28 protein-coding genes are annotated in these 23,061 nt (G+C 59.2%); 25 read left to right on the forward strand and 3 right to left on the reverse strand.

All coding sequences use genetic code 11. The features are described from left to right. Positions 1–39 precede the first annotated feature (39 nt). From secD to V6N02_RS16045, 8 genes are all read left to right on the forward strand, one after another. On the forward strand, positions 40–2,673 hold the full coding sequence (gene secD / locus V6N02_RS16010) for a protein translocase subunit SecD (RefSeq protein WP_371227014.1): 2,634 nt from the start codon (positions 40–42) through the stop codon (positions 2,671–2,673). Further along, positions 2,666–3,427 (forward strand): sulfite exporter TauE/SafE family protein, encoded by a 762-nt coding sequence (locus V6N02_RS16015; protein ID WP_371227016.1) that lies wholly within the window; start codon positions 2,666–2,668, stop codon positions 3,425–3,427. The genes secD and V6N02_RS16015 overlap by 8 nt, the downstream gene beginning before the upstream one ends. Before the next feature lies 1 nt (position 3,428). Further along, the gene (locus V6N02_RS16020) at positions 3,429–3,782 is read left to right on the forward strand and encodes an Mth938-like domain-containing protein (protein ID WP_371227018.1); all 354 of its coding nucleotides are present in this window, start codon (positions 3,429–3,431) and stop codon (positions 3,780–3,782) included. Positions 3,783–3,849: 67 nt separating this feature from the next. Then, a complete protein-coding gene (gene ccmA / locus V6N02_RS16025; RefSeq protein ID WP_371227167.1) occupies positions 3,850–4,467 on the forward strand; it encodes a heme ABC exporter ATP-binding protein CcmA in 618 nt (205 codons plus the stop codon). Continuing rightward, positions 4,464–5,120 (forward strand): heme exporter protein CcmB, encoded by a 657-nt coding sequence (ccmB, locus tag V6N02_RS16030; protein WP_371227020.1) that lies wholly within the window; start codon positions 4,464–4,466, stop codon positions 5,118–5,120. The genes ccmA and ccmB overlap by 4 nt, the downstream gene beginning before the upstream one ends. 134 nt (positions 5,121–5,254) lie before the next feature. Further along, positions 5,255–5,986: a heme ABC transporter permease gene (locus V6N02_RS16035; protein WP_371227022.1), complete on the forward strand. Its 732-nt coding sequence runs from the start codon at positions 5,255–5,257 to the stop codon at positions 5,984–5,986. Further along, a complete protein-coding gene (gene ccmD, locus V6N02_RS16040) occupies positions 5,986–6,141 on the forward strand; it encodes a heme exporter protein CcmD (protein ID WP_371227024.1) in 156 nt (51 codons plus the stop codon). Before V6N02_RS16035 ends, ccmD begins: the two co-directional genes overlap by 1 nt. Beyond that, the gene (locus V6N02_RS16045; protein WP_371227026.1) at positions 6,134–6,676 is read left to right on the forward strand and encodes a DsbE family thiol:disulfide interchange protein; all 543 of its coding nucleotides are present in this window, start codon (positions 6,134–6,136) and stop codon (positions 6,674–6,676) included. The genes ccmD and V6N02_RS16045 overlap by 8 nt, the downstream gene beginning before the upstream one ends. Positions 6,677–7,661: 985 nt before the next feature. On the opposite strand, the gene V6N02_RS16050 is transcribed toward V6N02_RS16045, so the two are convergent. Continuing rightward, the gene (locus tag V6N02_RS16050; protein WP_371227028.1) at positions 7,662–8,363 is read right to left on the reverse strand and encodes a tetratricopeptide repeat protein; all 702 of its coding nucleotides are present in this window, start codon (positions 8,361–8,363) and stop codon (positions 7,662–7,664) included. A 75-nt stretch (positions 8,364–8,438) separates the two neighbouring features. Further along, complete coding sequence (gene acnA, locus V6N02_RS16055; RefSeq protein WP_371227030.1) at positions 8,439–11,126, reverse strand: aconitate hydratase AcnA; 2,688 nt, start codon at positions 11,124–11,126, stop codon at positions 8,439–8,441. Between the two features lie 302 nt (positions 11,127–11,428). On the opposite strand from acnA, the gene V6N02_RS16060 reads away from it, so the two are divergent. From V6N02_RS16060 to V6N02_RS16070, 3 genes are all read left to right on the forward strand, one after another. Beyond that, the gene (locus tag V6N02_RS16060; protein WP_371227033.1) at positions 11,429–12,127 is read left to right on the forward strand and encodes a DUF1223 domain-containing protein; all 699 of its coding nucleotides are present in this window, start codon (positions 11,429–11,431) and stop codon (positions 12,125–12,127) included. 241 nt (positions 12,128–12,368) lie between these two features. Beyond that, entirely contained in the window at positions 12,369–12,698 is a 330-nt protein-coding gene (locus V6N02_RS16065) for a hypothetical protein (protein ID WP_371227035.1), read from the forward strand. After that, positions 12,619–13,989, forward strand: a complete 1,371-nt coding sequence (locus tag V6N02_RS16070) for a DNA-packaging protein (protein ID WP_478013486.1) — start codon at positions 12,619–12,621, stop codon at positions 13,987–13,989. Before V6N02_RS16065 ends, V6N02_RS16070 begins: the two co-directional genes overlap by 80 nt. 71 nt (positions 13,990–14,060) lie before the next feature. Here V6N02_RS16070 and V6N02_RS16075 read toward each other — a convergent pair whose 3' ends face one another. Further along, a complete protein-coding gene (locus V6N02_RS16075) occupies positions 14,061–14,501 on the reverse strand; it encodes a hypothetical protein (RefSeq protein ID WP_371227039.1) in 441 nt (146 codons plus the stop codon). A 127-nt stretch (positions 14,502–14,628) separates the two neighbouring features. On the opposite strand from V6N02_RS16075, the gene V6N02_RS16080 reads away from it, so the two are divergent. From V6N02_RS16080 to V6N02_RS16145, 14 genes are all read left to right on the forward strand, one after another. Next, complete coding sequence (locus V6N02_RS16080; protein ID WP_371227041.1) at positions 14,629–15,825, forward strand: phage portal protein; 1,197 nt, start codon at positions 14,629–14,631, stop codon at positions 15,823–15,825. Then, a complete protein-coding gene (locus V6N02_RS16085) occupies positions 15,822–16,124 on the forward strand; it encodes a hypothetical protein (RefSeq protein ID WP_371227043.1) in 303 nt (100 codons plus the stop codon). The genes V6N02_RS16080 and V6N02_RS16085 overlap by 4 nt, the downstream gene beginning before the upstream one ends. Positions 16,125–16,176: 52 nt before the next feature. Next, positions 16,177–16,731, forward strand: a complete 555-nt coding sequence (locus tag V6N02_RS16090) for an HK97 family phage prohead protease (protein WP_371227045.1) — start codon at positions 16,177–16,179, stop codon at positions 16,729–16,731. A gap of 36 nt (positions 16,732–16,767) precedes the next feature. Beyond that, positions 16,768–17,952, forward strand: coding sequence for a phage major capsid protein (locus V6N02_RS16095; RefSeq protein WP_371227047.1), 1,185 nt, complete (start codon positions 16,768–16,770; stop codon positions 17,950–17,952). 160 nt (positions 17,953–18,112) lie between these two features. Beyond that, the gene (locus V6N02_RS16100) at positions 18,113–18,718 is read left to right on the forward strand and encodes a head-tail connector protein (RefSeq protein WP_371227049.1); all 606 of its coding nucleotides are present in this window, start codon (positions 18,113–18,115) and stop codon (positions 18,716–18,718) included. After that, complete coding sequence (locus V6N02_RS16105; RefSeq protein WP_371227051.1) at positions 18,718–19,056, forward strand: head-tail adaptor protein; 339 nt, start codon at positions 18,718–18,720, stop codon at positions 19,054–19,056. The genes V6N02_RS16100 and V6N02_RS16105 overlap by 1 nt, the downstream gene beginning before the upstream one ends. After that, entirely contained in the window at positions 19,053–19,466 is a 414-nt protein-coding gene (locus V6N02_RS16110; RefSeq protein ID WP_371227053.1) for a DUF3168 domain-containing protein, read from the forward strand. The genes V6N02_RS16105 and V6N02_RS16110 overlap by 4 nt, the downstream gene beginning before the upstream one ends. 23 nt (positions 19,467–19,489) lie before the next feature. Further along, positions 19,490–19,903 carry a phage major tail protein, TP901-1 family gene (locus V6N02_RS16115; RefSeq protein ID WP_371227055.1) on the forward strand — a complete coding sequence of 138 codons (414 nt, stop codon included), beginning with the start codon at positions 19,490–19,492 and terminating at the stop codon, positions 19,901–19,903. 4 nt (positions 19,904–19,907) lie between these two features. Continuing rightward, the gene (locus tag V6N02_RS16120) at positions 19,908–20,228 is read left to right on the forward strand and encodes a gene transfer agent family protein (RefSeq protein ID WP_371227057.1); all 321 of its coding nucleotides are present in this window, start codon (positions 19,908–19,910) and stop codon (positions 20,226–20,228) included. Further along, positions 20,225–20,431, forward strand: coding sequence for a rcc01693 family protein (locus V6N02_RS16125; RefSeq protein ID WP_371227059.1), 207 nt, complete (start codon positions 20,225–20,227; stop codon positions 20,429–20,431). The genes V6N02_RS16120 and V6N02_RS16125 overlap by 4 nt, the downstream gene beginning before the upstream one ends. Beyond that, positions 20,424–21,083 carry a phage tail tape measure protein gene (locus V6N02_RS16130; protein WP_371227061.1) on the forward strand — a complete coding sequence of 220 codons (660 nt, stop codon included), beginning with the start codon at positions 20,424–20,426 and terminating at the stop codon, positions 21,081–21,083. Before V6N02_RS16125 ends, V6N02_RS16130 begins: the two co-directional genes overlap by 8 nt. Before the next feature lie 18 nt (positions 21,084–21,101). Then, complete coding sequence (locus tag V6N02_RS16135) at positions 21,102–21,734, forward strand: phage distal tail protein, Rcc01695 family (protein WP_371227063.1); 633 nt, start codon at positions 21,102–21,104, stop codon at positions 21,732–21,734. Continuing rightward, positions 21,731–22,621 carry a DUF2163 domain-containing protein gene (locus V6N02_RS16140; RefSeq protein WP_371227066.1) on the forward strand — a complete coding sequence of 297 codons (891 nt, stop codon included), beginning with the start codon at positions 21,731–21,733 and terminating at the stop codon, positions 22,619–22,621. The genes V6N02_RS16135 and V6N02_RS16140 overlap by 4 nt, the downstream gene beginning before the upstream one ends. Next, positions 22,618–23,061, forward strand: a complete 444-nt coding sequence (locus V6N02_RS16145; RefSeq protein WP_371227068.1) for a C40 family peptidase — start codon at positions 22,618–22,620, stop codon at positions 23,059–23,061. Before V6N02_RS16140 ends, V6N02_RS16145 begins: the two co-directional genes overlap by 4 nt.

The raw sequence follows: 23,061 nt of genomic DNA on the forward strand, positions 1-23,061 counted from the left end.
CCGCCACACTTATCCTTATCCTTTTGAAAAGGCTTCAGAATGCTTCAGATTGATCTTTGGAAGCGCGTGGTGATCTGGGGCGTTGTGGCCCTTGGGCTTTTGCTGGCGTCGCCCAACGCGTTTTACAGCAATGTTGAGAAGCATAATGATGCCGCCGCCGCCATCGAGGCGGGGTCGACCGCCGGGGGATTGGTTGAGGATCTGGCACTTTGGCCCAACTGGATGCCCTCGGGATTGGTCAATCTAGGGCTTGATCTGCGCGGCGGGGCGCATTTGCTGGCCGAGGTCAAAGTTGAGGAAGTGTACCAGGCGCGGGTGGAAGGCATGTGGCCGGAAATCCGCGATATGCTGCGTGAAGAACGTGGCACCGTCGGTCCGATCCGCCTGCAGCAGAGCGATCAGGCCGATTTGCGCATCCGGCTGGTCGAGAAACCCGATCAGGTCGACTATGCCGCCGGGCTTGTGCGCGGGCTTGCGCGGCCCGTGGTCAGCCTGACCGGGGCAGGGGCCAGCGATATCGAGGTGCGCACCGAGGGCGATGAGATCATCGTGACGCTGAGCGAGGCCGAGAAACTGGCCACGGATGAGCGGACAGTGCGCCAGGCGTTGGAGATCATCCGTAACCGGATTGACGAGGTGGGCACCCGCGAGCCAACCATTCAGCGTCAGGGGGCGGACCGTATTCTGATCCAGGTGCCGGGCATTGGCAGTGCGGCCGAATTGAAAGCGATTATCGGCACCACCGCGCAGCTGACCTTCCAGCCAGTGGTTGGGCGGGCGTCCAGCCTGGATGACAGGGCCGGGGCCGGAAACGAAATCCTGCCATCCGTAGATGAAGAGGGCGTCTTTTACATTCTGGAGCGTGCCCCGGTTGTGACCGGTGAAGAACTGGTCGATGCACAGCCTGACTTCGATCAGAACGGTCGTCCGGCGGTCTCGTTCCGGTTCAACCCAACGGGCGCGCGGAAGTTTGGCGATTACACCGCGGCCAATATCGGATCGCCCTTTGCCATTGTGTTGGACGGCAAGGTCATCAGTGCCCCCGTGATCCAAAGCCATATTCCGGGGGGTTCTGGGATTATCACTGGCAATTTCACGGTTGAGGAAAGCACCAATCTGGCCGTGTTGTTGAGGGCCGGGGCTTTGCCTGCGGGGCTTGAGTTCCTGGAAGAACGCACCATTGGCCCGGAGTTGGGTGCCGATAGCATCGCGGCGGGACAGATTGCTTGTATCGTGGCCTTCGTGCTGGTTCTGGTCTTCATGTTCCTCAGTTATGGAACCTTCGGGATATTCGCCAATATCGCATTGATCATCAACGTGGGCCTGATTTTCGGCCTGTTGAGCCTGATTGGTGCCACGCTGACCCTGCCGGGGATCGCGGGGATCGTGTTGACCATCGGGATGGCGGTGGATGCCAACGTTCTGGTGTTCGAGCGCATAAAGGAAGAGATGAAATCGGCCAAGGGGCCGGCGCGGGCGATTGAGCTTGGCTATGAGAAGGCGTTGAGCGCGATCACGGATGCCAACATAACCACCTTCATCACTGCCGTGATCCTTTATGCCATGGGATCGGGGCCGGTGCGTGGATTTGCGATCACGCTGGGTCTGGGCATCATCACCTCGGTGTTCACGGCGATCTTTGTCACCCGCCTTCTGGTGGTTATCTGGTACGAACGTAAACGCCCCAAAACTGTGTTGCAGGGTCGTGCATTGCGTCTTGTGCCCAAGGATACCAAGTGGGATTTCTTCCGCCGTTGGCGCGCATGGCTGGGGATTTCGGGTGTTCTGATCATGGTCGCTTTCGGGTCGTTCCTGTTGCAGGGGCTGAACTTTGGTATTGACTTCCGGGGCGGCACGACCATCCGAACAGAAAGCACCGAGCCCATCGATATCGGGCAATATCGGGCCTCGATAGAACCCCTGCAATTGGGCGATGTCAGCATCACCGAGGTGTTTGACCCCACCTTTGGCCCGGATGAAAACGTCGCCATGATCCGTATTCAGGCCCAAGAGGGCGAGGAAAGCGTGTCCAATGAGGTGATTCAACAGGTGGAGTCCGTCATGCAAGAGGCGGTGCCAGACCTGAAATTCACCGCCGTGGAAAGTGTGGGCCCGAAGGTGTCGGGAGAATTGATCACGACGGCGGCGATTGCCGTGGCCTTGGCCATTGGCGCGGTGCTGATCTACATCTGGTTGCGGTTTGAATGGCAATTTGCGGTGGGCGCGGTGGTCGCCCTCGTTCACGACGTTGTTCTGACCATCGGGATATTCTCGGAACTCCAGATCCGGTTCGACCTAGCCATTATCGCGGCCTTGCTGACCATCGTGGGCTATTCGCTGAACGATACCGTGGTGGTCTTTGACCGGGTGCGCGAGAACCTTCGAAAATACAAGAAGAAGCCATTGGCCGAGGTGCTGAACGTGTCGATCAACGAAACGCTCAGCCGGACGGTCATGACCTCGGTCACCACATTGCTGGCACTTGGGGCGCTTTATGTGCTGGGCGGGGATGTGATCCGGGGATTTGTCTTTGCGATGATCTGGGGTGTGATTGTCGGGACTTACAGTTCGATCTTCGTGGCGTCGGTCTTCCTGCTCTGGTTGGGAGTCAAGCGCGACTGGAGCAAACCCGACGGCAATGCGGGCACGCAGTTTGCTAATGTAGATGCCTGATCTTCTGGTTCAGGTCTGGGCCACGCCCGGCCTGTTCTGGCTGATTTTAGCCATCTCGGTGGCGGGGATCGTGCGCGGGTTTGCCGGGTTCGGTACGGCGCTGATCTTTGTGCCCGTGGCGGGGATTTTCCTGACGCCCCAGACGGTGATCGGCGTGATCACAATGACCGGGATTGCCAGCACCGCCGCCTTGTTGCCGCGCGCCTGGAAACAGGCGCATCGCCGCGAGGTCGGGCTTTTGGCCCTTGCGGCGGTATTCACAGTTCCCGTTGGCCTGTGGATGCTGGGCCTGATGGATCGTGAGACGATCCGCTGGATCGTTGCGGTTGTGGCCGCCATCACGCTGGGCGCGTTGCTGGCGGGCTGGCGGTTCACGGGCAACGTCCGACTGTTGGGCCTATTGGCCATTGGCGGCGTGGCCGGGGTGATCGGCGGTTTGACCGGGCTGACCGGGCCGGTGGTGATCTTGTTCTACCTCGCCGGTCAAGCCACTGCGCAGTATGTCCGCGCCAATACGATCCTGTTTCTGGCGGCCTTGGATGTGGTCGTGGTCAGCAATCTTGTGCTGCGTCAATCCATGGGTTGGGATGTCGTGGCGCTGGCCCTCACCCTTGCGGTGCCCTATTTTATTACCTCACTGATCGGGCAAGCCTTGTTTGATCCGCGCCATGAGCGGCTCTACCGCGCGGTGGCATACGCGGTGATCGCCTTGGCTTTGGTCAGCGGTCTGCCGATCTGGAACATGGGAGGGTGAGATGCACCTGAACGAAATCGAGTTTTCCGAAGCTACCCCGATCGAAGGTTATGGCCCGGGGTTTTTCCGGATTGCCGGGCAGGCGGTGGAAGCCCCGGTCGTTGTGACGGCAACAGGTGCGCAAAGCTGGGGCGGATATGAAGATACTGATCTGCTGATGAAGATGGCAGGTGAGATCGATGTGATCTTTGTCGGCACCGGTGGCGAGACCGCCCATATCCCGGCCAGTCTGCGGGACCAGTTGGAAGAGGCCGGGCTGGGCGTTGAAGCGATGAATTCGCCCGCCGCCTGCCGCACCTACAACGTCTTGCTGTCCGAGGGGCGGCGCGTGGCCGTGGCCCTGATGCCAGTCTAGAAAAAACAAAAGGCTGAGGGGGGTTACCCGCTTTGCCCCCATGCCGAATTCGTCTAAGCAGTCTGCGATGGAATTGCATGTCACCAATCTGACGGTCAACCGTGGGGTCCTGCGGGTGCTTACCGGAGTCAGCTTTACGCTGGCGTCGGGTGAGGCCGTGGTGTTGCGCGGTCCCAACGGGGTGGGCAAGACCACGTTGTTGCGTACGATTGCCGGGCTGCAACCGGCCATGGAAGGCAAGGTTGAAGCCGCGCCCGATAGCTTTGCCTATGCCGGGCATGCTGATGGGTTGAAGGCCACGCTGAGCGTGTCGGAGAACCTGAATTTCTGGGCCGAAACGTTCGGCACGGACGGGATTTCGCACGCGTTGGAAGCCTTTGAGTTGGAGCCTTTGGTTGATCGCCCGGCAGGGATGCTGTCGGCCGGGCAGAAACGCCGCCTGGGATTGGCGCGCCTGTTGGTCACGGGCCGACCAGTCTGGATCCTGGACGAGCCAACCGTATCTCTGGACAAAGACGCCGTGGCGATGTTTGCCGCTGCGATCCGCGCCCATCTGAGCGGGGGAGGATCGGCCCTGATGGCAACCCATATTGATCTGGGGCTGGACGAGGCGCGCATTCTGGATGTTGGGCAATTCCGTGCAAAGCCACTGGAGACAGGCGATTTTGACGAGGCGTTTCTATGATTGCCTTGTTGATCCGCGATCTGAAACTGGCCATGCGGGCCGGGGGCGGCTTTGGCCTTGGTCTGGCGTTTTTCCTGATCGTCGTGGTTCTGGTGCCCTTTGGGGTTGGTCCGCGCACCACGTTGCTATCCTCAATCGCACCCGGGGTTTTATGGCTAGGCGCATTGCTGGCCTGCCTGTTGTCACTGGATCGCATTCTGGCGCTGGATTGGGAAGATGGCAGCCTTGATCTGCTGGCCACATCACCCCTGCCGATGGAGGGGATCGTATCGGTCAAGGCGCTTGCGCATTGGATCACTACGGGCCTGCCCCTGGTGCTGGCGGCACCTGTGCTGGGCGTGCTGTTGAACTTGCCGCCAGAAGGGTTCAAGCCCCTGATCATCTCGCTTTTTCTGGGCACACCGGCGCTCAGCGTGATCGGCACATTTGGCGCCGCGCTGACCGTTGGTCTGAAACGCGGTGGATTGCTGCTGAGCCTTCTTGTATTGCCGCTTTACGTGCCTAGTTTGATATTCGGAGCCGAGGTGGCGCGGCGCGGTGCAGAAGGGTTGGATTTCACCATGCCGATGATGATGCTGGCCGGGATCACCTGCGGCACCATTGCGCTTTTGCCTTTTGCATCGGCTGCGGTATTGAGGATCAACCTGAGATAACGCGGGTCTTCAAAAAGATGATCCATATCATGGTTTCGATCCGCACGTGACGTATTGGTGTTTGAAGTAAACAGAGTTCAACGAGTGTTCCGGTTTAAACCTGAAATATCTAAGCCAGCGGGAAAGGGCCGCCAGTGAATTCGATCTGGGAATATGCGAACCCCAAGAAGTTCATCCAGACCACCGACAAGGTGCTGCCTGTGGTGGCAATACTGTCATTGGCCTGCCTGGTGGTGGGGTTGATCTGGGGTTTTTTCTTTACGCCGGATGATTACAAGCAAGGCTCAACCGTCAAGATCATCTATCTACATGTGCCAAGTGCCCTGATGGCGATCAATGCCTGGCTGATGATGCTGGTCACGTCACTGGTGTGGATCGTGAGGCGTCATCATGTGAGTGCGCTGGCGGCCCGGGCGGCGGCCCCGATTGGCATGGTGATGACGTTGATTGCGCTGGCCACGGGCGCCCTTTGGGGACAGCCGATGTGGGGCACATGGTGGGCCTGGGACCCGCGCCTGACCAGCTTTTTGATCCTGTTCCTGTTCTATCTGGGCTACATCGCCCTGTGGGAAGCGATTGAAAATGACGACACTGCCGCCGATCTGACCAGCATTCTCTGCCTTGTCGGGTCGGTTTTCGCGTTGCTCAGCCGCTATGCTGTGAATTTCTGGAACCAGGGGCTGCATCAGGGGGCGACGCTGAGCCTGGATAAGGAGGAGAACATCGCGGATGTGTTTTACCTGCCGCTGCTGGTCTGCATTGCCGGGTTCGTTCTGCTGTTTGTTGCCTTGGTTCTGTTGCGCACGCGGACGGAAATTCGCGCGCGGCGCATGCGTGCGCTGCTGGCGCGGGAGAGGATGGGATGATGCCTGATCTTGGAAAATACGCCGATGCGGTTCTGTCGTCTTATGCGGTGTCGCTTGCCTTGATCGTGGCTCTGGTGGCGATGAGTATCCTGCGCGCAGGTAAGGTGAAGAAGCAGCTGGATGCCATTGAACAGAAAGTGAAATTCAATGGCTAAACTCTCACCTTTAATGATGGCCCCACCGCTGATTTTCCTCGGGCTGGCGGCGTTGTTCTACTTTGGCATGATGCGTGAAAATCCCGATGAGCTGCCCTCGGCCCTGGAAGGGCGGCCCGCGCCTGCGGTCGAGCTTACCACCTTGGGGCAGGAAACCATCTTTGAAGACAAGGATATTCGTCAAGGCGGGGTGAAGCTGGTGAATTTCTGGGCCAGCTGGTGTGCGCCCTGCCGGGTTGAGCACCCTAATTTGCAATTGTTGGCCGATGAAGGCGTCACGATCTACGGCGTCAATTACAAGGATGACCCGGGCAATGCCCTCGGCTTTCTTGAGGAGCTGGGCAATCCCTATACCGGCGTTGGCGCGGATGCCGCCGGACGAATGGCGCTGAACTGGGGGCTTTACGGAGTGCCGGAGACCTATGTTCTGGACACCAACGGCAAGATCATCCTGCGTTTTGCCGGTCCGATCACCAACAGCATTCTGGACAGCAAGATTCGTCCGGCCATCGAAGAAGCGGCCGCCAGCAACTAACGCCCGACTGTTTTTTTAGGGTCTGTGGGCGCTTGGCACGAGGCATCTGCCTGCGCCGAGGGCAGGGGGCAGTTGTGCCCTGCGTCGCTTTCACTATGTGCACCGATAACGGCAAAAAGTGTCAAGGCGCCTGCCTGTAAGGCTATAAGTATCATCCGCATGGTTTGCCTGCCTTTTTATATCTTTCTGTCGCTCCAAACTGGTGGCGTATGGAAGGATAAAAAAGGGGGAAGACTGGGTTGATTACGTCACGGCTGCGTGATGGGCGGCAACTTGCTGAGCCAGGTTTTCTGTCTTGGCCGGTAAGAACGTGATAGGCTTGTTCATGTCCAGATTCATGTCCAGACGCGGGGGCAGTTCTTCTTTCTCTTCTGGTACACGCAATACCGATCAGTTTTTTTTGTTCAGTGCGTTTTTGTCATGGTTTTTCACGTCACATTCAAATGCAGGAGTTAGATTGATGAGTCCTTCAGACCAAACACCCCGTGACACCAAAGCCCCTTTGACCAAGGCAGAGTGCCGCCCAGGATCAGCCAAAGCCACTAAATGGGGGGCTTGGAGTGCGACCGAGGCAGCGGCGGACAAAGCGGCCTTCGTTGCGGCACGCAGTGCAGCGGGACAGGCCTGTCATGGCGATGGCTGTGGAACAGGAAAGACGTGTTCCTACACGGAAACAACCGCCGAGTTGCTGGAGAGCGAAGATAGGACCAATGACACCGGACAAACCTCATACCGTTCCAAGGTGAAATCGGAAGGCAAGTGCGAATGTCAATGAGTTATGCTGGTGGCTAGACCAACGTTTGACCGCCGAACTTTGATCCAAGCCGGTTGCACCCGATTGTGCTGGCAGCACGCCGCTATGTTCGATGATTGTGTCTGAAGCTGGATGTCGATCCGGCACGATTTGTTTAGTGATGACAGGCGGTATCGTTTCTCGTTAACCCGCAAACTCGACCCGACTAACGTAGAGAGTGTCCGGTTGGCGTCATCGAACCGCGTTCAGAAAATCGGTAAGATCAGCTTCTCCGGGGAATCTCTCTAATGCATCTTCTGCCAAAGTGATCGCATCGGCCGTGTTACCGGACAAGTGAGCCGCCCACGCCAATTCCGACCAATAGTAAGAACGCTCGGGTTCCAGTTCCGTTGCCTTATTGGCTAAAGGAAGCGCCAGATTTCCTTGCCCCAGAAAGTTGAATGCTCTTGCTGTTAAAAACGCAGCATCAGGGTTGTCGGGATCGCGAATGAGTGCTTCTTTGCAATCCTTTAGCGCCAGTTGGTACTTCTCAAGATCTTGGCGGACGACACAACGTGAAAGCCATCCTTGCCAATGATCGTCTGCGTCCAGTGTGTTGGTATAAATTGTCTCAGCTTCAGCGTAGCGAGACATTTCGCGATAAGTCCAGGCCAGCATACGCAATGTATTGGTAGATGAATCGATCTTTATTGACGTTTCTAAATCAGAGGCGCTTTCTTCAAGGTTGCCTAATTCGCGATTGGCAACACCGCGGTTTGAATAAGCCTCACCAAGTTTAGCACCCTCGAAAGTGTCCGAAAGAATAGCATTTGTGCAGGCTGGTACCGATATTTCCGGTTGATCGTTGGGACTTAACTCAAAACAAGGATGAACTTCGATTGCAAGTGTTGCAATCGGCAAAAGCAATAAAGGTAGGCAATAAAGTAACTTCATAATTTAAGACCTTGGTTTAGGTATAGTCCACTCCACCAAGGATAAGGGCCGCCCAAAGGCAGCCCTTGTCGTTTGTTAGGCCGCTTGAGCCAAATTGCGCAGCACGTAGTGCAGCACACCGCCATGTTCGATGTATTCGATCTCGATCGCGGTATCGATTCGGCATTTCAGCGTGATCTCTTTGACAGAGCCATCTGCCATGGTGATGGTGCAGGGCACCTCTTGCAGCGGTTGGATGGTATCAAGGCCAGAGATCGACACGGTTTCGTCACCGGTCAGGCCCAGTGTCTTGCGGGTGTCACCACCCGTGAACTCGAACGGGATCACGCCCATGCCGACGAGGTTTGAGCGGTGGATACGCTCGAAATTCTCTGCGATCACGGCTTTGACGCCCAACAGCGCCGTACCTTTGGCAGCCCAGTCACGGGACGAACCCGCGCCGTATTGTTCGCCACCAAACACCACCAGCGGGGTACCGTTGGCCTGATGCGCCATGGCGGCGTCGAAGATCGACGTCTGCTCCCCGTCCGGACCCTTGGTGTAGCCGCCTTCAACCCCATCCAGCATCTCGTTCTTGATGCGGATATTGGCGAAGGTGCCGCGCATCATCACCTCGTGATTGCCGCGACGCGACCCGTAGGAGTTGAATTCGCGCACGGGCACCTGACGTTCGATCAGGTACTGACCGGCGGGCGTGGTGTCTTTGAACGACCCGGCGGGTGAGATATGGTCGGTTGTGACCATGTCGCCCAGCAGGGCCAGCACTTTAGCGCCTTCGATATTGGTTATGGTGCCAGGTTCTTTGTCCATGCCCTGGAAGTAGGGCGGGTTTTGCACATAAGTGGATTGCGGCGGCCAGTCATAGGTTTCGCCAGTGGAGGTTTCCACCTCCTGCCATTTCTCGTCGCCTTTAAAGACATCGGCGTATTTTTCGATGAAGGCTTCGCGGGTGACGGTTTTCTCGACTAGTTCGGCAATCTCGGCCTGGCTGGGCCAAATGTCTTTCAGGTAGACATCCTTGCCGTTGGGCGTTTGGGCGATTGGGTCATTGGCCAGATCAATGTCCATGGTGCCGGCCAGCGCATAAGCCACGACGAGAGGGGGCGAGGCGAGGTAGTTGGCGCGTACGTCTGGTGAAATCCGGCCTTCAAAGTTACGGTTGCCGGACAGGACCGAGGTGGCGACCAGATCGCCCTCTGCAATCGCCTCGGACAGCTCTTTCTGGATCGGGCCGGAGTTGCCGATACAGGTGGTGCAGCCATAGCCGACGAGGTTGAAGCCTATTTTGTCGAGGTCTTCCTGCAGGCCAGCAGCCTCGAGGTAATGCGAGACGACCTGCGAACCGGGGGCCAGTGAGGTTTTGACCCAAGGCTTGCGATCAAGGCCCAAAGCGGCGGCTTTGCGCGCCACAAGGCCTGCGCCGATCATCACGTAGGGGTTTGAGGTGTTGGTGCAGGAGGTGATCGACGCAATCACAACATCGCCCGAGCTGAGCGTGTAGTCTTCGCCAGCGACAGGCATTTCCTTGTCCATCGGGCGTTTGAAGGTCTCGGCCATTTCCTTTGTGAAAGCAGCCTTTGCATCAGTGAGGGCCACGTAATCCTGCGGGCGTTTGGGGCCCGAGATTGCAGGTACTATGGTGCCCATATCCAGATGCAGGGTGTCTGTGTAGATGGGTGCGTAGTCCGCATCGCGCCAGAAGCCGTTTTCCTTGGCATAGGCTTCGACCAGCTGCACGCGCGCCTCATCCCGGCCCGTATTGCGCAGATAACGCAGGGTTTCGCCATCGATGGGGAAGAAGCCACAGGTGGCGCCGTATTCAGGGGCCATGTTGGCGATGGTTGCACGGTCGGCCAGCGGCAGCACATCAAGACCCGCGCCGTAGAACTCGACGAATTTGCCAACAACGCCGCGTTCGCGGAGCATTTCGACCACTTTCAGAACCAGATCGGTGCCGGTGGTGCCTTCGACCATCTGGCCGGTCAGCTCGAAACCCACCACTTCGGGAATCAGCATCGAGATCGGCTGGCCCAGCATGGCAGCTTCGGCCTCGATCCCGCCGACACCCCAGCCCAGAACAGCCGTGCCGTTGACCATGGTGGTGTGGCTGTCGGTGCCAACGAGCGTGTCGGGATAGGCGACCTGTTCTCCATTCTGATCGGCATCGGTCCAGACGGTTTGCGCAAGATATTCAAGGTTCACCTGATGGCAGATACCAGTGCCGGGGGGCACAACGCGGAAATTGTTGAAGGCACCTTGGCCCCATTTGAGGAACTGGTAGCGTTCCATATTGCGTTCATATTCCCGGTCCACATTCATCTGGAAGGCGCGGGGATTGCCGAACTCGTCGATCATCACGGAGTGGTCGATGACGAGGTCGACAGGGTTCAGCGGGTTGATCTGTTGGGCATCACCGCCGAGGGCCACGATGCCGTCGCGCATGGCGGCCAGATCGACCACGGCAGGCACGCCGGTGAAATCCTGCATCAGCACTCGGGCAGGGCGATATGCAATCTCGCGCGGGTTTTTGCCGCCTTTCGCGCCCCATTCGGCGAAAGCTTTGATGTCGTCCACGCTGACCGTCTTGCCATCTTCAAAGCGCAGCATGTTTTCCAGCACGACTTTCAACGCGGCGGGAAGCTTGGAAAAATCGCCCAGACCGGCCTCTTCGGCGGCCTTGATCGAGTAATACGCAACGCTTTGGTCGCCAACTGTCAGGGTTTTGCGGGTTTTTGCGGTATCGTGTCCGACGGAGATGGGCATGTCTGGCTGTCCTTACGAGATGGGGCTGACTTGTATTTAAGGCGTTCTCGCCGATTTAAAACACCCGATCAAGGGGTGATCGGTATGTATGTATACCATTGCACACAATTATGTAAAGTAGGCGTTGGACGGAGGTGGAATTGATCGTGACGCACCGCGTATTGGCTGATGCGACGCGGCCAGGCGATTTGTGACAGAGCGCGATTGGAGGTGTTCACCGTCTCTCGCGAAACCTTGATTGGTGGTTACAGAGGTTTTTGCTTTAAGGTCGCCCAACACTAATCAAAGATCGGACCCTCCCGGTGACACGCTTCCTTTTCTCTCTTGTCGTAGCTGCCACGCTTTTCATCACGCCTGCCATGGCGCAAGACCGCCCCGTGGTGGTCGAGCTTTATACCTCGCAAGGCTGCTCCTCCTGTCCGCCCGCAGATGCCTATCTGCACAAACTGGTGGAACGGGATGATGTCATCGCCCTGGCACTGCATGTGGATTATTGGGACTACATCGGCTGGAAAGACAGCTTTGGCAGCCCGGCCTGGTCGCAACGCCAACGCAGCTATGCCAGCGGGGCGGGGCGCTCGATGGTTTATACGCCGCAGATGATTATCAACGGCAGTGATCACGTGGTGGGCAATCGCCCCAAAGATGTAGAAGATCTGATTGAGCGTCATAGTCGCACGCCCTTGCCTGTGGCCGTTGTGGCCAAACGCTCGGGTAACCGGGTGACGGTGACGGCCAGTGCCGATGAAACCGTGAAGGGCCCATTCGTGGTGCAACTGGTGCGGTATAGTCCGAAACAGACGGTTGAGATCAAGCGCGGCGAGAATGCGGGCCGCACGCTGAGCTATGCCAATGTGGTAAGTGAGATTGCGCCTCTGAGAACGTGGAATGGTCGCGCGCCGCTATCAGTTGAGGCAGCTATGCCCGGCGATCTGCCCGGTGTTATCCTGATCCAGAAGAAAGACCATGGCGCAGTGGTCGCAGCTGCCAAGGTCAAGTGATCCGTGGACCTTTATGCCGACAGAAGATCAGCTCATGTGGTAAGTGCAATGCCTAACAAAGTGTAAATAAAACGGACGGTTAGCGGAAGGGTTCCAATTGACGAACCGCGCGGACTCGTCTATAAGTTGTGTCATGCTGGACGAATAGCATGCAACGGCCCCGGGCAATCCCGGTGGCCGTTTTTTCGTGTCCAGTGGTCACCAACGGGAACCAATAACAAAACGAGGCAGATAACGACGCATGACACTTATCACCCCGGATGATGGGCCGACAGGCCTGAGCACCTCGATCACCTCGCTCGAACGGCAACTTGCCGACATGAAGGAGGACCTTGAGGCGCTCTACTTGAAGATCAGGGCAGGGGATTTGGATGAATTGAAGAATGCGACCAAGGCCACTGCCGAAATCCGGCAATGGTTGAAGATTGCCATTGAAGCGGAGGCTACCCTTGAAAAACGCAACAAACAGCGAAAAGGCATTGTCCACGACTATGCCCTCGACTTCGACGAAGCGCGCACTGCGATCGAGTACCGCCTGGATCGTCTCAGAAGGGCCCGAGACGCAGGCTGAATTTCTCGACTCGCTGGAGCCCGGTGAACTGATGGCCTTGCCCTATCTGTTTGAGGTCTGGGCGATGGATCACCAATTGCCCCCCGAGGGTGATTGGCGCACATGGGCCGTGATGGGCGGGCGCGGTGCAGGCAAAACGCGGGCCGGATCGGAATGGGTGCGCAGCCAGGTTGAAGGCCCGCGTCCCACCGACCCGGGCAAGTGCAAGCGTCTGGCTCTGATTGGCGAGACGGTTGATCAGGTGCGCGAGGTGATGGTGTTTGGCGAAAGCGGCATTCTTGCCTGTTCGCCACCGGATCGCCGACCGGAATGGCAGGCCACGCGGAAATGTCTGATCTGGCCCAATGGGGCGACGGCACAGGTCTTTTCGGCGCATGATCCGGAAGGGCTGCGTGGGCCGCAATTTGACGGGGCCTGGGTCGACGAGCTGGCGAAATGGAAAAAGGCGCGTGCGACTTGGGACATGCTGCAGTTTGCGTTGCGGCTGGGCGATCATCCGCAGGTTTGTGTCACGACTACGCCGCGCAATGTGGGTGTGTTGAAAGAGCTATTGGAGCAAGATACGACTGTTGTGACCTCAGCCCCGACCGAAGCGAACCGGGCCTTCCTGGCCGACAGTTTCCTTGATGAGGTTCGCGCGCGCTATGCCGGGACCCGGTTGGGGCGGCAAGAGCTGGACGGGATCCTGCTGGATGAGACAGATGGCGCGCTGTGGACAGCGGGTATGTTGGAAGAGGGCCGCCTGACAGAGGCCCCCGAACTGGATCGTATCGTCGTGGCGATTGACCCGCCGGTGACGGGCAAGGGCACATCCGATGAATGCGGGATTGTCGTGGCGGGGGCTGTAACAAAAGGTCCGGTGCAGGATTGGCGCGCCTACGTGTTGGCCGATGCAACGGTCAGCGCGGCATCCCCCACCACTTGGGCCAAGGCGGCCATCCGGGCGATGGAGCAATACGGGGCCGAGAAGCTGGTGGCCGAGGTCAATCAGGGCGGTGATCTGGTGGCGACGGTGATCCGGCAGGTTGACCCGCTGGTGCCAGTTAAGTCGGTGCATGCCAGCAAGGGCAAGGCTGCGCGTGCCGAGCCAGTGGCGGCTTTGTACGAGCAAGGCCGGGTGCATCATGTGCGCGGTCTAGGCGATCTGGAGGATCAGATGTGCGCGATGACCGCTCAAGGGTTCGAAGGACGCGGCAGCCCGGACCGTGTGGATGCTCTGGTCTGGGCCTTGCACGAGTTGATGGTCGAACCGGCGGCGCGCTGGCGACAACCGCAGGTGCGGGCCGTTTGAAAAAGAGACCGTGTTGCTTTCGTGTTCGCCCCTTGGAATTTTGCAATCTAAAGGGCGAGCACATGGTCTTACTAAAGCCCAGAATCGTCTGGTGTCTTGGCGGCTACATAGGTGCCGGTGCTGGGATGCGGCGCAAATGTAGAAAGGTCGTGCTTAACAAGTATACTGCGTGCAAGTTCTCTGATTTCTGACCAGAACTGCGATCTTTCTAGGGCTTCGTCAGTCCAGAATTCCGGTATTCCCCCCTTCGAGTCAATCAGTGCGTCGAGAGCAGTGATTTGGGGATGTTGATCAAGGAATGCCTGCGTGCACGTCAAAAATTGATCATGGAAATCCAGAATCAGTTCGTCGGCTACCAAGACGAATGGAGGATAGAGCTCTTTCTGAACAGCGGCATTTTGAGCTAGCGCGCGCAGGCACCAGATGAGATCACTGCTGAACTTGGCAGATTGTGAGTCTTGCATGCCGCGAAGAAACCAGAGCTTGGCTAAGAAATCAAAGGTTTCCTCCATAGAATCCCACACCGCACGGTGCTGTTTAGATTTCTTAAAGCTTTAAGCGTCTGATGCCCATCAACGGGTCGGACGCCACGGTGCCTCGGACCCCGCGACGCGAGGCATGATCAAGGAGCATGAGCCGATGATTTTGGATTTCTTCCGGCAAGGCGATACCCCCGCCAGCCCCCCTGAGAAAAAGGCCAGCGCCACCGGTGCGGTGATGGCATGGCATGGCTCGGGCCGGGTGGCGTGGAGCCCGCGGGACACGGCCTCGCTGGCGCGGACCGGCTTTGCCGGGAACCCGGTTGGGTTTCGCTGTGTGAAGATGATTGCCGAGGCGGCCGCGGCGCTGCCGCTGGTGTTGCAGGGCGAAGAGACGCGCTTTGCCACGCATCCGGTTCTGGACCTGATGAAGCGGCCCAACCCGGCACAGGGGCGTGCCGAACTGCTGGAGGCGCTTTACGGTCAGCTGCTGCTGAGCGGGGACGCCTATATCGAGGCGGTAGGTGCCGAGGCGGATACGCCGGTTGAGTTGCATGTTCTGCGCAGTGACCGGATGAGTGTGATCCCTGGCCATGATGGCTGGCCGATTGGCTATGAATATGCTGTGGGCGGACGCAAGCATCGTTTTGATGTCAGCCAGGGCCATCCGGCGATCTGTCATATCAAAAGCTTCCATCCGCAGGACGATCATTATGGTCTGAGCGCGATGCAGGCGGCGGCGCAGGCGGTGGATGTGCACAACTCGGCCTCGCGCTGGTCTAAGGCGCTGCTGGATAATGCGGCACGGCCCAGCGGGGCGATCGTGTTCAAAGGCTCGGAAGGGCAGGGCACCTTGTCGGCGGATCAATATGACCGGCTGGTGGGCGAGATGGAAAGCCACCATCAGGGGGCACGCAACGCAGGCCGCCCGATGTTGTTGGAAGGCGGTTTGGATTGGAAGCCGATGGGGTTCAGCCCCTCGGACATGGAATTTCAGAAAACCAAGGAAAGTGCCGCGCGTGAGATTGCCTTGGCCTTTGGGGTGCCGCCGATGTTGCTGGGGGTTCCTGGTGATGCGACCTATTCAAACTATCAGGAGGCCAATCGTGCCTTCTTCCGCCAGACCGTATTGCCTTTGGCGCAGCGGGTTGCGGCGTCTCTGGGCAATTGGTTGGCTGGGCACAGCGGTGAAATGCTGGAACTGAAACCGGATCTGGATCAGGTGCCAGCATTGGCCAGCGAGCGCGATGCGCAATGGAGCCGCGTGGCCACGGCCGATTTCCTAAGCGAAGCCGAGAAACGTCAGTTGTTGGGTTTGCCACCGCGTGAGGTGGAGACCGACGGGGGCGCGGCATGAGGGATGAACGGGACGTGGACAGCACGGTAACGGTCTATGCCACGTTCGAGACGACCCAGGCGATGTTCCGGCATGTGGAAAAACGGCTGACCTCGCTTGAGTTATCCGTTGCGGCAATGGAGACCGAGCGCGCGGTGAGTGAAGAGAAACGTAAGTTCATGGATGCAAGGTTCAATCATATCGACCGGCGTCTGGAGAAAATCGACGGGCATATTTCGCGGCTGGTCTGGCTGATCATCGCGGCGATCCTGGGCGGATTTATGTCGGTGATGATGCAAGGCGGGTTGCTGAGCGTGTGATGCGCAACTGCCTGAGAATGAAGACCCCGTCGCGGGTGTAAGGAGAGAGATGATGGATCACGAGACCGGATTGGAGCGCAAGTTCTGCAAGTTCGATACCGAGATGAACACGGTCGATGGCATGGTTATCGAGGGCTATGCCAGCCGGTTCGGGGACAGCGATCAGGGCGGTGATATCGTGTCCAGCGGGGCCTATGCCCGGTCGCTGAGCCGACTGGAGGCCGAGAACCGCCAGATCAAGATGCTCTGGCAGCACGACCCGGCCCAGCCGATTGGTGTCTGGGACGAGGTGCGCGAAGATGAACAGGGCCTTTATGTGAAGGGCCGTCTGCTGGACAGCGTGGCCCGCGCCCGTGAAGCGGCCGCCCTGATCGAGGCAGGGGCCATTGACGGGCTGTCGATCGGTTATCGCACCGTGAAAGCGGCGAAGAATGACAAGGGCCAACGGCTCTTGACCGAACTGGAGCTGTGGGAGGTGTCGCTTGTGACCTTCCCGATGCTGCCCAGTGCGCGGGTGGGGGCCAAGGGGGAGACCCTGGATGCCGATGCCCTGCGTGATGTGGCGCGGGTTTTCGAGACCGCGCGACAGGAGCTGGCGCAGATGTAGCGCCTCAACGACCACCCCAAATCTAAGGACCGAAAGATGAGCAAGACCGAGGTGAATTCTCGGGCCGGTGGAGATGTGTCTCCGGTGGCCGAGGTGAAGTCTGCCGTGGCGGGTTTCATGAATGACTTCAAAGGCTTTCAGGCCGACATCCAACAGAAACTTCAACAGCAAGAAGAGAAACTGACCATGTTTGAACGTAAATCCAACGCCCAAGTGGCCCGCCCTGTGCTGGCCCGTAGCGCCGAGGCAGAAGCCCCCCACCAGAAAGCGTTCAACGCCTATCTGCGCTCGGGGGATGATGATGCCCTGCGCGGTCTGCAACTGGAAGAAAAGGCGCTGAGCACGGCCGTGGCAGGCGATGGTGGCTACCTGGTGGACCCCGAAACGGCGGCGATGATCAAATCGACCCTGTCCTCGACCGCGTCGATCCGTGCAATTGCCAATGTTGTCAACGTTGAAGCGGCCAGCTTTGATGTGCTGATCGACCATTCCGAGCTGGGCCATGGTTGGGCCACCGAGACCGACCCGACGGCTGAAACCGGAACCCCCACAATTGACCGGATTACTATCCCGCTGCACGAGCTTTCGGCCCTGCCGAAAGCCAGCCAGCGTCTGTTGGATGACAGCGCGTTTGATATCGAAAACTGGCTGGCGGGTCGTATTGCCGACAAGTTTGCCCGTGCCGAAGCGGCTGCGTTTGTGTCTGGTGACGGCATCGACAAGCCTATGGGTTTCCTGACGCATCCGAGCGTCGGTAACGATGCATGGGCCTGGGACAGCCTGGGCTATGTGCCGACCGGTGCGGATGGCGATTTCGCCGATGCAGATGCGATCATTGATCTGGTTTATGCGCTGGGTGCGCAGTACCGCGCCAATGCAAGCTTCGTGATGAACTCGAAGACGGCAGGTGCCGTGCGCAAGATGAAAGACGGTGACGGCCGCTTCCTGTGGTCGGATGGTCTGGCCGCGGGTGAGCCTGCGCGTCTGCTGGGCTACCCGGTGCTGATTGCCGAGGACATGCCGGATATCGCGAGCGACTCGATGTCGGTGGCCTTTGGTGACTTTGCCGCGGGTTACACCGTCGCCGAGCGTCCTGATCTGCGCGTTCTGCGGGATCCGTTCTCGGCCAAGCCGCATGTTCTGTTCTACGCCACCAAGCGCGTGGGCGGCGACGTGAGCGACTTTGCCGCGATCAAGCTGCTGAAATTCGCCGTCTCCTAACAGACAGGCGAAGGGGGCCGGGGCGCATGATGTCCCAGCCCCAGAAAGACGCGCGCGGCCAGACCAATTTGCGTTGTCCTGCTGCTCCCCTCCGTCCGAGCAACGCCGGGCTGTGCGCGTCTTACCAAACAGAGGGTCCGGGATTTATGGAGAGGCATCCATGATGTTAATCGAAGAAACGGCGGTGCCCCAGGCCGCGCTTCCCCTGGCGGAATTCAAGACGCATTTGCGGCTGGGGACTGGGTTTGCGGATGATGATATCCAGGACCCGGTTCTGGAAAGCTTCCTGCGGGCCGCAATGGCTGCAATCGAAGCGCGGACCGGCAAGATCCTGATTGCGCGTAGTTTTTCATGGACGTTGACGATCTGGCGTGACCCGACCGGTCAGGCGCTTCCGGTGGCTCCGGTGAATGAGATCACCAGCCTAACGCTGCGCAACCGTGCGGATGAGGAAGAGGTGGTGGCCTCGGATCACTACCTGCTTGAAAAAGACATGCAGCGCCCTGTGTTGCGCCCGGCCGGTTCGATGCTGCCGATGGTGCCGCCTGGTGGAACTGCAGAAGTGCAGTTTGAGGCGGGGATGTCGGCCAGATGGGGTGAATTGCCTGCCGATCTGGGTCAGGCGGTTCTGCTGCTGGCGGCGCATTACTATGAGTATCGCCACGAGACGGCCCATGGCGATGGCAGCATGCCCTTTGGCGTCAGCAGCCTGATCGAACGCTATCGCACCGTACGCCTGTTTGGCGGCACTGGGGGGCGGGGCTGATGGGGGCGCCGAGGTTAAACCGCAAGCTGGTTCTGGAGGTGCCCGACCGGGTGCCGGACGGGGCCGGGGGCTTTAGCGAGGCATGGATCGCGCGCGGCACGTTGTGGGCGCAGATCACTGCCGGTTCTGGGGCCAAGACCCTGGGCGAGGCTGTGCAAATCTCGCGGTCGCGGATGAAGATCATCGTGCGCGCCATGCCCTATGACGCGCCATCGCGCCCCCGGGCCGAGCACCGGTTTCGTGATGGCACCCGTGTGTTTCGCATTCTGGCTGTGCAGGAAAGCGATGCCGATGCCCGGTATCTGATCTGTCAGGCTGAAGAGGAGGTGGCGACATGAGCTATGGTGTTGCAGCGGCCCTGCAAACGGCTGTGTATCAGGCCCTGGCCAATGATGCCGCGCTGTCGGCGTTGGTCGGATCGGCGATTTATGATGCGGTGCCTGCGGGTACGTTACCGGCCACTTACGTCACGCTTGGTGCAGAAGAGGCGCGGGATCGTTCTGACAAGACCGGGGGTGGAGCCGAGCATAGACTGAACGTGTCCGTGATCACCGAGGTCGCAGGTTTCCAGACTGCAAAGAACGTGGCGGCCGCGATCAGCGATACGTTGGTGGATGCCGATCTGACGCTGACACGCGGCACTTTGGTGACCCTGAAATTCTACAAGGCGCAGGCGCGCCGGGAAGGCACTGGCGGAATGCGCCGGATCGACCTGACCTTCCGCGCTCGCGTAGATGACACCCTCTAACCAACTGATTTTGGAGATAAACGATGGCAGTGCAAAATGGCAAAGACCTGCTGGTCAAGATCGACCTGACCAGTGATGGCAATTTCGAAACCGTGGCGGGGCTGCGTGCGACGCGGGTCAGCTTTAACGCCGAAAGTGTGGATGTGACCAGCCTGGAAAGTCAGGGCGGATGGCGCGAATTGCTGGCCGGGGCGGGTGTGAAAACCGCTGCTGTCAGTGGCTCGGGCGTGTTCCGTGACGAGGCCAGCGACGAGCGTGTGCGCGACATCTTTTTCAATGGCGTGACCCCGGACTTCCAGGTGGTGATCCCGGATTTCGGCATCGTTGAAGGCCCGTTCCAGGTAACTGCGATCGAGTATGGCGGCACCCATGACGGTGAGGCGACTTACGAGCTGGCGCTGGCGTCTGCCGGGCAGCTGGTTTTCACGGCGCTTTGATCTGATGGCGAACCCCTGGGCAGGCGAGGTGCGGCTGGTGATCGACGGGACGTCCCATGTGTTGAAGCTGACGCTGGGTGCGTTGGCCGAGCTGGAGTCCGAGTTGAAGACCGGCACGTTGATGGAATTGGTCGAGCGTTTTGAGACAGGCCGCTTTGCCACCAGTGATCTTTTGGCCCTGATCGTTGCCGGCTTGCGCGGTGGCGGCTGGCAGGGGGTGACATCTGATCTGTTGAGCGCCGAGATCGAGGGCGGATTGGCGGGGGCGGCAAGCGCGGCAGGAGCCTTGTTGGCGCGCGCATTTGCCTTGCCCGGTGAGACATGAGCCAGCCCCTGGACTGGACCGGCCTGATGCGGGCCGGCCTGAAGGGGCTGGGGCTGCGCCCGGCGGAGTTCTGGGCGCTGACGCCAGCCGAATTGCGCCTGATGCTGGGCCGGGAAAGCGGGGCAGCGCCCCTGGCCCGGGATCGGCTGGAAGAATTGCTGATGGCCTATCCCGATGCAAAAAGAGGGACCGAGAATGACTGAGTTTGACCGAGCAAGCGATCTGGAAGCACAGATCGACGCGTTGGATGACACATTTGATACTGCCACCAATATGGCCGCGGCGTTCAATGCCGAACTGGCCAAGGTGCGCGAAAGCTTTGGCACCACGGGATATGACGTCGCGACGCTGGACCGTGGGCTAAGTGGTGGGTTGCGCAAGGCCATCAAGGGAGCGGTGCAGGATGGCGACAGCCTGTCCCAGGCGATGGATACATTGGCCAACACGTTGATCAACACGGCGTTCAACGCGGCGGTGAATCCGGTGGCGGATCACTTTGGCGGGGCCTTGGCGAATGGGATCGGCAACCTTGTGGGCGGCCTGTTGCCCTTTGCCAAGGGCGCCAGCTTTTCGCAGGGACGAGTGCAGCCCTTCGCCAATGGCGGTGTTGTCAGTTCGCCCACAACCTTCCCCATGCGGGGCGGTACGGGCCTGATGGGCGAGGCGGGGCCGGAGGCGATCATGCCCTTGGCACGCGGGGCCGATGGCAAGCTGGGGGTGCGCGGCGCGGGCGGTGGAACCACGAATGTGGTGATGAACATCAACACCCCCGATGCCGAAAGTTTCCGGCGCAGCCAGGGCCAGATTGCCGCCCAGATGGGCCGTGCGCTTGGCCGTGGTCAACGCAACCGATAATTCAGAGGAGAGCATGACATGGGATTTCACGAGGTGCGTTTTCCTGCCAGCCTGAGCTTTGGCTCGGTCGGGGGCCCCCAGCGGTATACGGATGTTGTGACGCTGGCGAACGGATTTGAAGAGCGCAATACGCCCTGGGCGCATTCGCGCCGGCGCTATGATGCGGGCGTGGCAATGCGCTCACTGGATGATATCGAAAAGCTTATTGGGTTTTTCGAGGCGCGGCAGGGGCAGGTCTATGGCTTTCGCTGGAAAGACTGGACCGACTTCAAATCAAGCAGCGCCAAGCTGGATCCGGTCTTTACCGATCAGGTGATTGCTATTGGTGATGACGTCACGCCGTCTTTTCAGTTGAAGAAGACATATTGGTCTGGGCAGCAGAGCTATTTGCGCCCGATCACCAAGCCCGTGAAGGGCACTGTGGTGATGGGGCTTGCGGGCGAAGAGCAGCAGGAAGGCATTCATTACGAGGTTGATGAGACCAGCGGAATCGTCACCTTTGCGCATCCGCCCAACGAGGGCGATGAGATCATGGCCGGGTTTGAATTTGATGTGCCTGTGCGATTTGACACGGACCGCATTCAGACAAGCCTGGCCAGCTTTCAGGCGGGCGATGTGCCCAGTGTGCCGGTGGTGGAGATACGGGTATGAGCGATCTCAATCCTGAATTGCTTGCGCATCTGAAAGGCAGCCTGACCACCTTATGCCGGTGCTGGGATATCACGCGGGCCGATGGCACGGTGATGGGGTTTACCGATCACGATGGGCCGCTGGCCTTTGATGAGATCACGTATCGCGCCGACACCGGTTTGAGCGCGATGGCGTTGCAACAAACCACGGGCCTGTCGGTAGACAACACCGAGGCGTTGGGCGCTTTGCGCGACAGCGCGATCAGCGAAGAAGATATCGAGGCGGGCCGTTATGACGGTGCAAAGATCCGCGCCTGGTTGGTGAATTGGGCCGATGTGCGCCAACGTCAGCTGCTGTTTCGCGGCACAATCGGCGAGATGCGGCGCTTTGACGAAGGGTTTGAGGCCGAATTGCGTGGGCTGACACAACCGCTGAACCTGCCTTTGGGGCGTGCGTATCAGAAGCCCTGCGCGGCTGTTCTGGGCGATGGACAGTGCCGGTTCGATCTGGACCTAGAGGGGTATTCCGAAACGCTTCCAGCAGTTTCAATTGAGGAACGACGCGTGTTTCAGTTCGACGCCCTTGGATCATTTGATGCGGAGTGGTTCCGGCACGGCCGATTGATCGTTCAAGACGGCGCAGCCGGAGGCTTGAGCGGTGTGATCAAGCGCGACCGGCTGGAGGATGGGAGACGCGTGATCGAGCTATGGCATCCGCTGCGTGCGGATGTGCAACCTGGCGATCTGCTGCGGATCGAGGCGGGATGTGACAAGCGCTTTGCGACCTGCAAGGACAAGTTCGATAACCTTCTGAACTATCAAGGGTTTCCTGACCTTCCTGGTGATGACTGGTCCGTTCGCGATCCCACCCGCGCCGGGAGCTTGTCCGGGGGGAGCCGCCGATCATGACTGAGTTCGCAGACAAGGTAGTCGCGGCGGCGCGCGGCTGGATTGGCACGCCCTATCTGCATCAGGCCAGTTGCAAGGGCGCAGGCACCGATTGCTTAGGATTGTTGCGCGGGGTCTGGCGCGAGGTGCTGGGTGACGAACCCGAGGCGGTTCCAGCTTACAGCATGGATTGGTCGGAGGCCGCTCACGACGAACGTCTTTGGCGGGCCGCCGCCACGCATCTGCAGGTCAAGCCGCTGAACGACGAGGCCCCGGGTGATGTGCTGTTGTTCCGTATGCGAGATGGCATGGTGGCCAAGCATCTGGGCATTGCCGCCAAGATCGGTGCAGAGGCCAGTTTTGTGCACGCCTATTCAGGTCACGCGGTGCTGGAAAGCCCGCTGAGCCAGCCGTGGCGCAGGCGCATCGCAGCAAGATTCCAATTTCCCGAGGAGAGCTAG

The sequence above is a fragment of the Roseovarius conchicola genome (genome assembly GCF_041403425.1).
Lineage (GTDB): Bacteria > Pseudomonadota > Alphaproteobacteria > Rhodobacterales > Rhodobacteraceae > Roseovarius > Roseovarius conchicola.

What these genes read in the sequence shown, in the direction of transcription:
- V6N02_RS16065 (WP_371227035.1), top strand. Translation starts at nt 12,369, where the DNA reads ATGACACTTATCACCCCGGATGATGGGCCGACAGGCCTGAGCACCTCG.
- V6N02_RS16095 (WP_371227047.1), top strand. Translation starts at nt 16,768, where the DNA reads ATGAGCAAGACCGAGGTGAATTCTCGGGCCGGTGGAGATGTGTCTCCG.
- ccmD (WP_371227024.1), top strand. Translation starts at nt 5,986, where the DNA reads ATGCCTGATCTTGGAAAATACGCCGATGCGGTTCTGTCGTCTTATGCG.
- V6N02_RS16075 (WP_371227039.1), bottom strand. Translation starts at nt 14,501, where the DNA reads ATGGAGGAAACCTTTGATTTCTTAGCCAAGCTCTGGTTTCTTCGCGGC.
- V6N02_RS16085 (WP_371227043.1), top strand. Translation starts at nt 15,822, where the DNA reads ATGAGGGATGAACGGGACGTGGACAGCACGGTAACGGTCTATGCCACG.
- V6N02_RS16045 (WP_371227026.1), top strand. Translation starts at nt 6,134, where the DNA reads ATGGCTAAACTCTCACCTTTAATGATGGCCCCACCGCTGATTTTCCTC.
- V6N02_RS16015 (WP_371227016.1), top strand. Translation starts at nt 2,666, where the DNA reads ATGCCTGATCTTCTGGTTCAGGTCTGGGCCACGCCCGGCCTGTTCTGG.
- V6N02_RS16080 (WP_371227041.1), top strand. Translation starts at nt 14,629, where the DNA reads ATGATTTTGGATTTCTTCCGGCAAGGCGATACCCCCGCCAGCCCCCCT.
- V6N02_RS16140 (WP_371227066.1), top strand. Translation starts at nt 21,731, where the DNA reads ATGAGCGATCTCAATCCTGAATTGCTTGCGCATCTGAAAGGCAGCCTG.
- ccmA (WP_371227167.1), top strand. Translation starts at nt 3,850, where the DNA reads ATGGAATTGCATGTCACCAATCTGACGGTCAACCGTGGGGTCCTGCGG.
- acnA (WP_371227030.1), bottom strand. Translation starts at nt 11,126, where the DNA reads ATGCCCATCTCCGTCGGACACGATACCGCAAAAACCCGCAAAACCCTG.
- secD (WP_371227014.1), top strand. Translation starts at nt 40, where the DNA reads ATGCTTCAGATTGATCTTTGGAAGCGCGTGGTGATCTGGGGCGTTGTG.
- V6N02_RS16125 (WP_371227059.1), top strand. Translation starts at nt 20,225, where the DNA reads ATGAGCCAGCCCCTGGACTGGACCGGCCTGATGCGGGCCGGCCTGAAG.
- V6N02_RS16135 (WP_371227063.1), top strand. Translation starts at nt 21,102, where the DNA reads ATGGGATTTCACGAGGTGCGTTTTCCTGCCAGCCTGAGCTTTGGCTCG.
- V6N02_RS16090 (WP_371227045.1), top strand. Translation starts at nt 16,177, where the DNA reads ATGGATCACGAGACCGGATTGGAGCGCAAGTTCTGCAAGTTCGATACC.
- V6N02_RS16110 (WP_371227053.1), top strand. Translation starts at nt 19,053, where the DNA reads ATGAGCTATGGTGTTGCAGCGGCCCTGCAAACGGCTGTGTATCAGGCC.
- V6N02_RS16145 (WP_371227068.1), top strand. Translation starts at nt 22,618, where the DNA reads ATGACTGAGTTCGCAGACAAGGTAGTCGCGGCGGCGCGCGGCTGGATT.
- V6N02_RS16020 (WP_371227018.1), top strand. Translation starts at nt 3,429, where the DNA reads ATGCACCTGAACGAAATCGAGTTTTCCGAAGCTACCCCGATCGAAGGT.
- V6N02_RS16100 (WP_371227049.1), top strand. Translation starts at nt 18,113, where the DNA reads ATGATGTTAATCGAAGAAACGGCGGTGCCCCAGGCCGCGCTTCCCCTG.
- V6N02_RS16050 (WP_371227028.1), bottom strand. Translation starts at nt 8,363, where the DNA reads ATGAAGTTACTTTATTGCCTACCTTTATTGCTTTTGCCGATTGCAACA.
- V6N02_RS16070 (WP_478013486.1), top strand. Translation starts at nt 12,619, where the DNA reads ATGCCCTCGACTTCGACGAAGCGCGCACTGCGATCGAGTACCGCCTGG.
- V6N02_RS16115 (WP_371227055.1), top strand. Translation starts at nt 19,490, where the DNA reads ATGGCAGTGCAAAATGGCAAAGACCTGCTGGTCAAGATCGACCTGACC.
- V6N02_RS16105 (WP_371227051.1), top strand. Translation starts at nt 18,718, where the DNA reads ATGGGGGCGCCGAGGTTAAACCGCAAGCTGGTTCTGGAGGTGCCCGAC.
- ccmB (WP_371227020.1), top strand. Translation starts at nt 4,464, where the DNA reads ATGATTGCCTTGTTGATCCGCGATCTGAAACTGGCCATGCGGGCCGGG.
- V6N02_RS16130 (WP_371227061.1), top strand. Translation starts at nt 20,424, where the DNA reads ATGACTGAGTTTGACCGAGCAAGCGATCTGGAAGCACAGATCGACGCG.
- V6N02_RS16120 (WP_371227057.1), top strand. Translation starts at nt 19,908, where the DNA reads ATGGCGAACCCCTGGGCAGGCGAGGTGCGGCTGGTGATCGACGGGACG.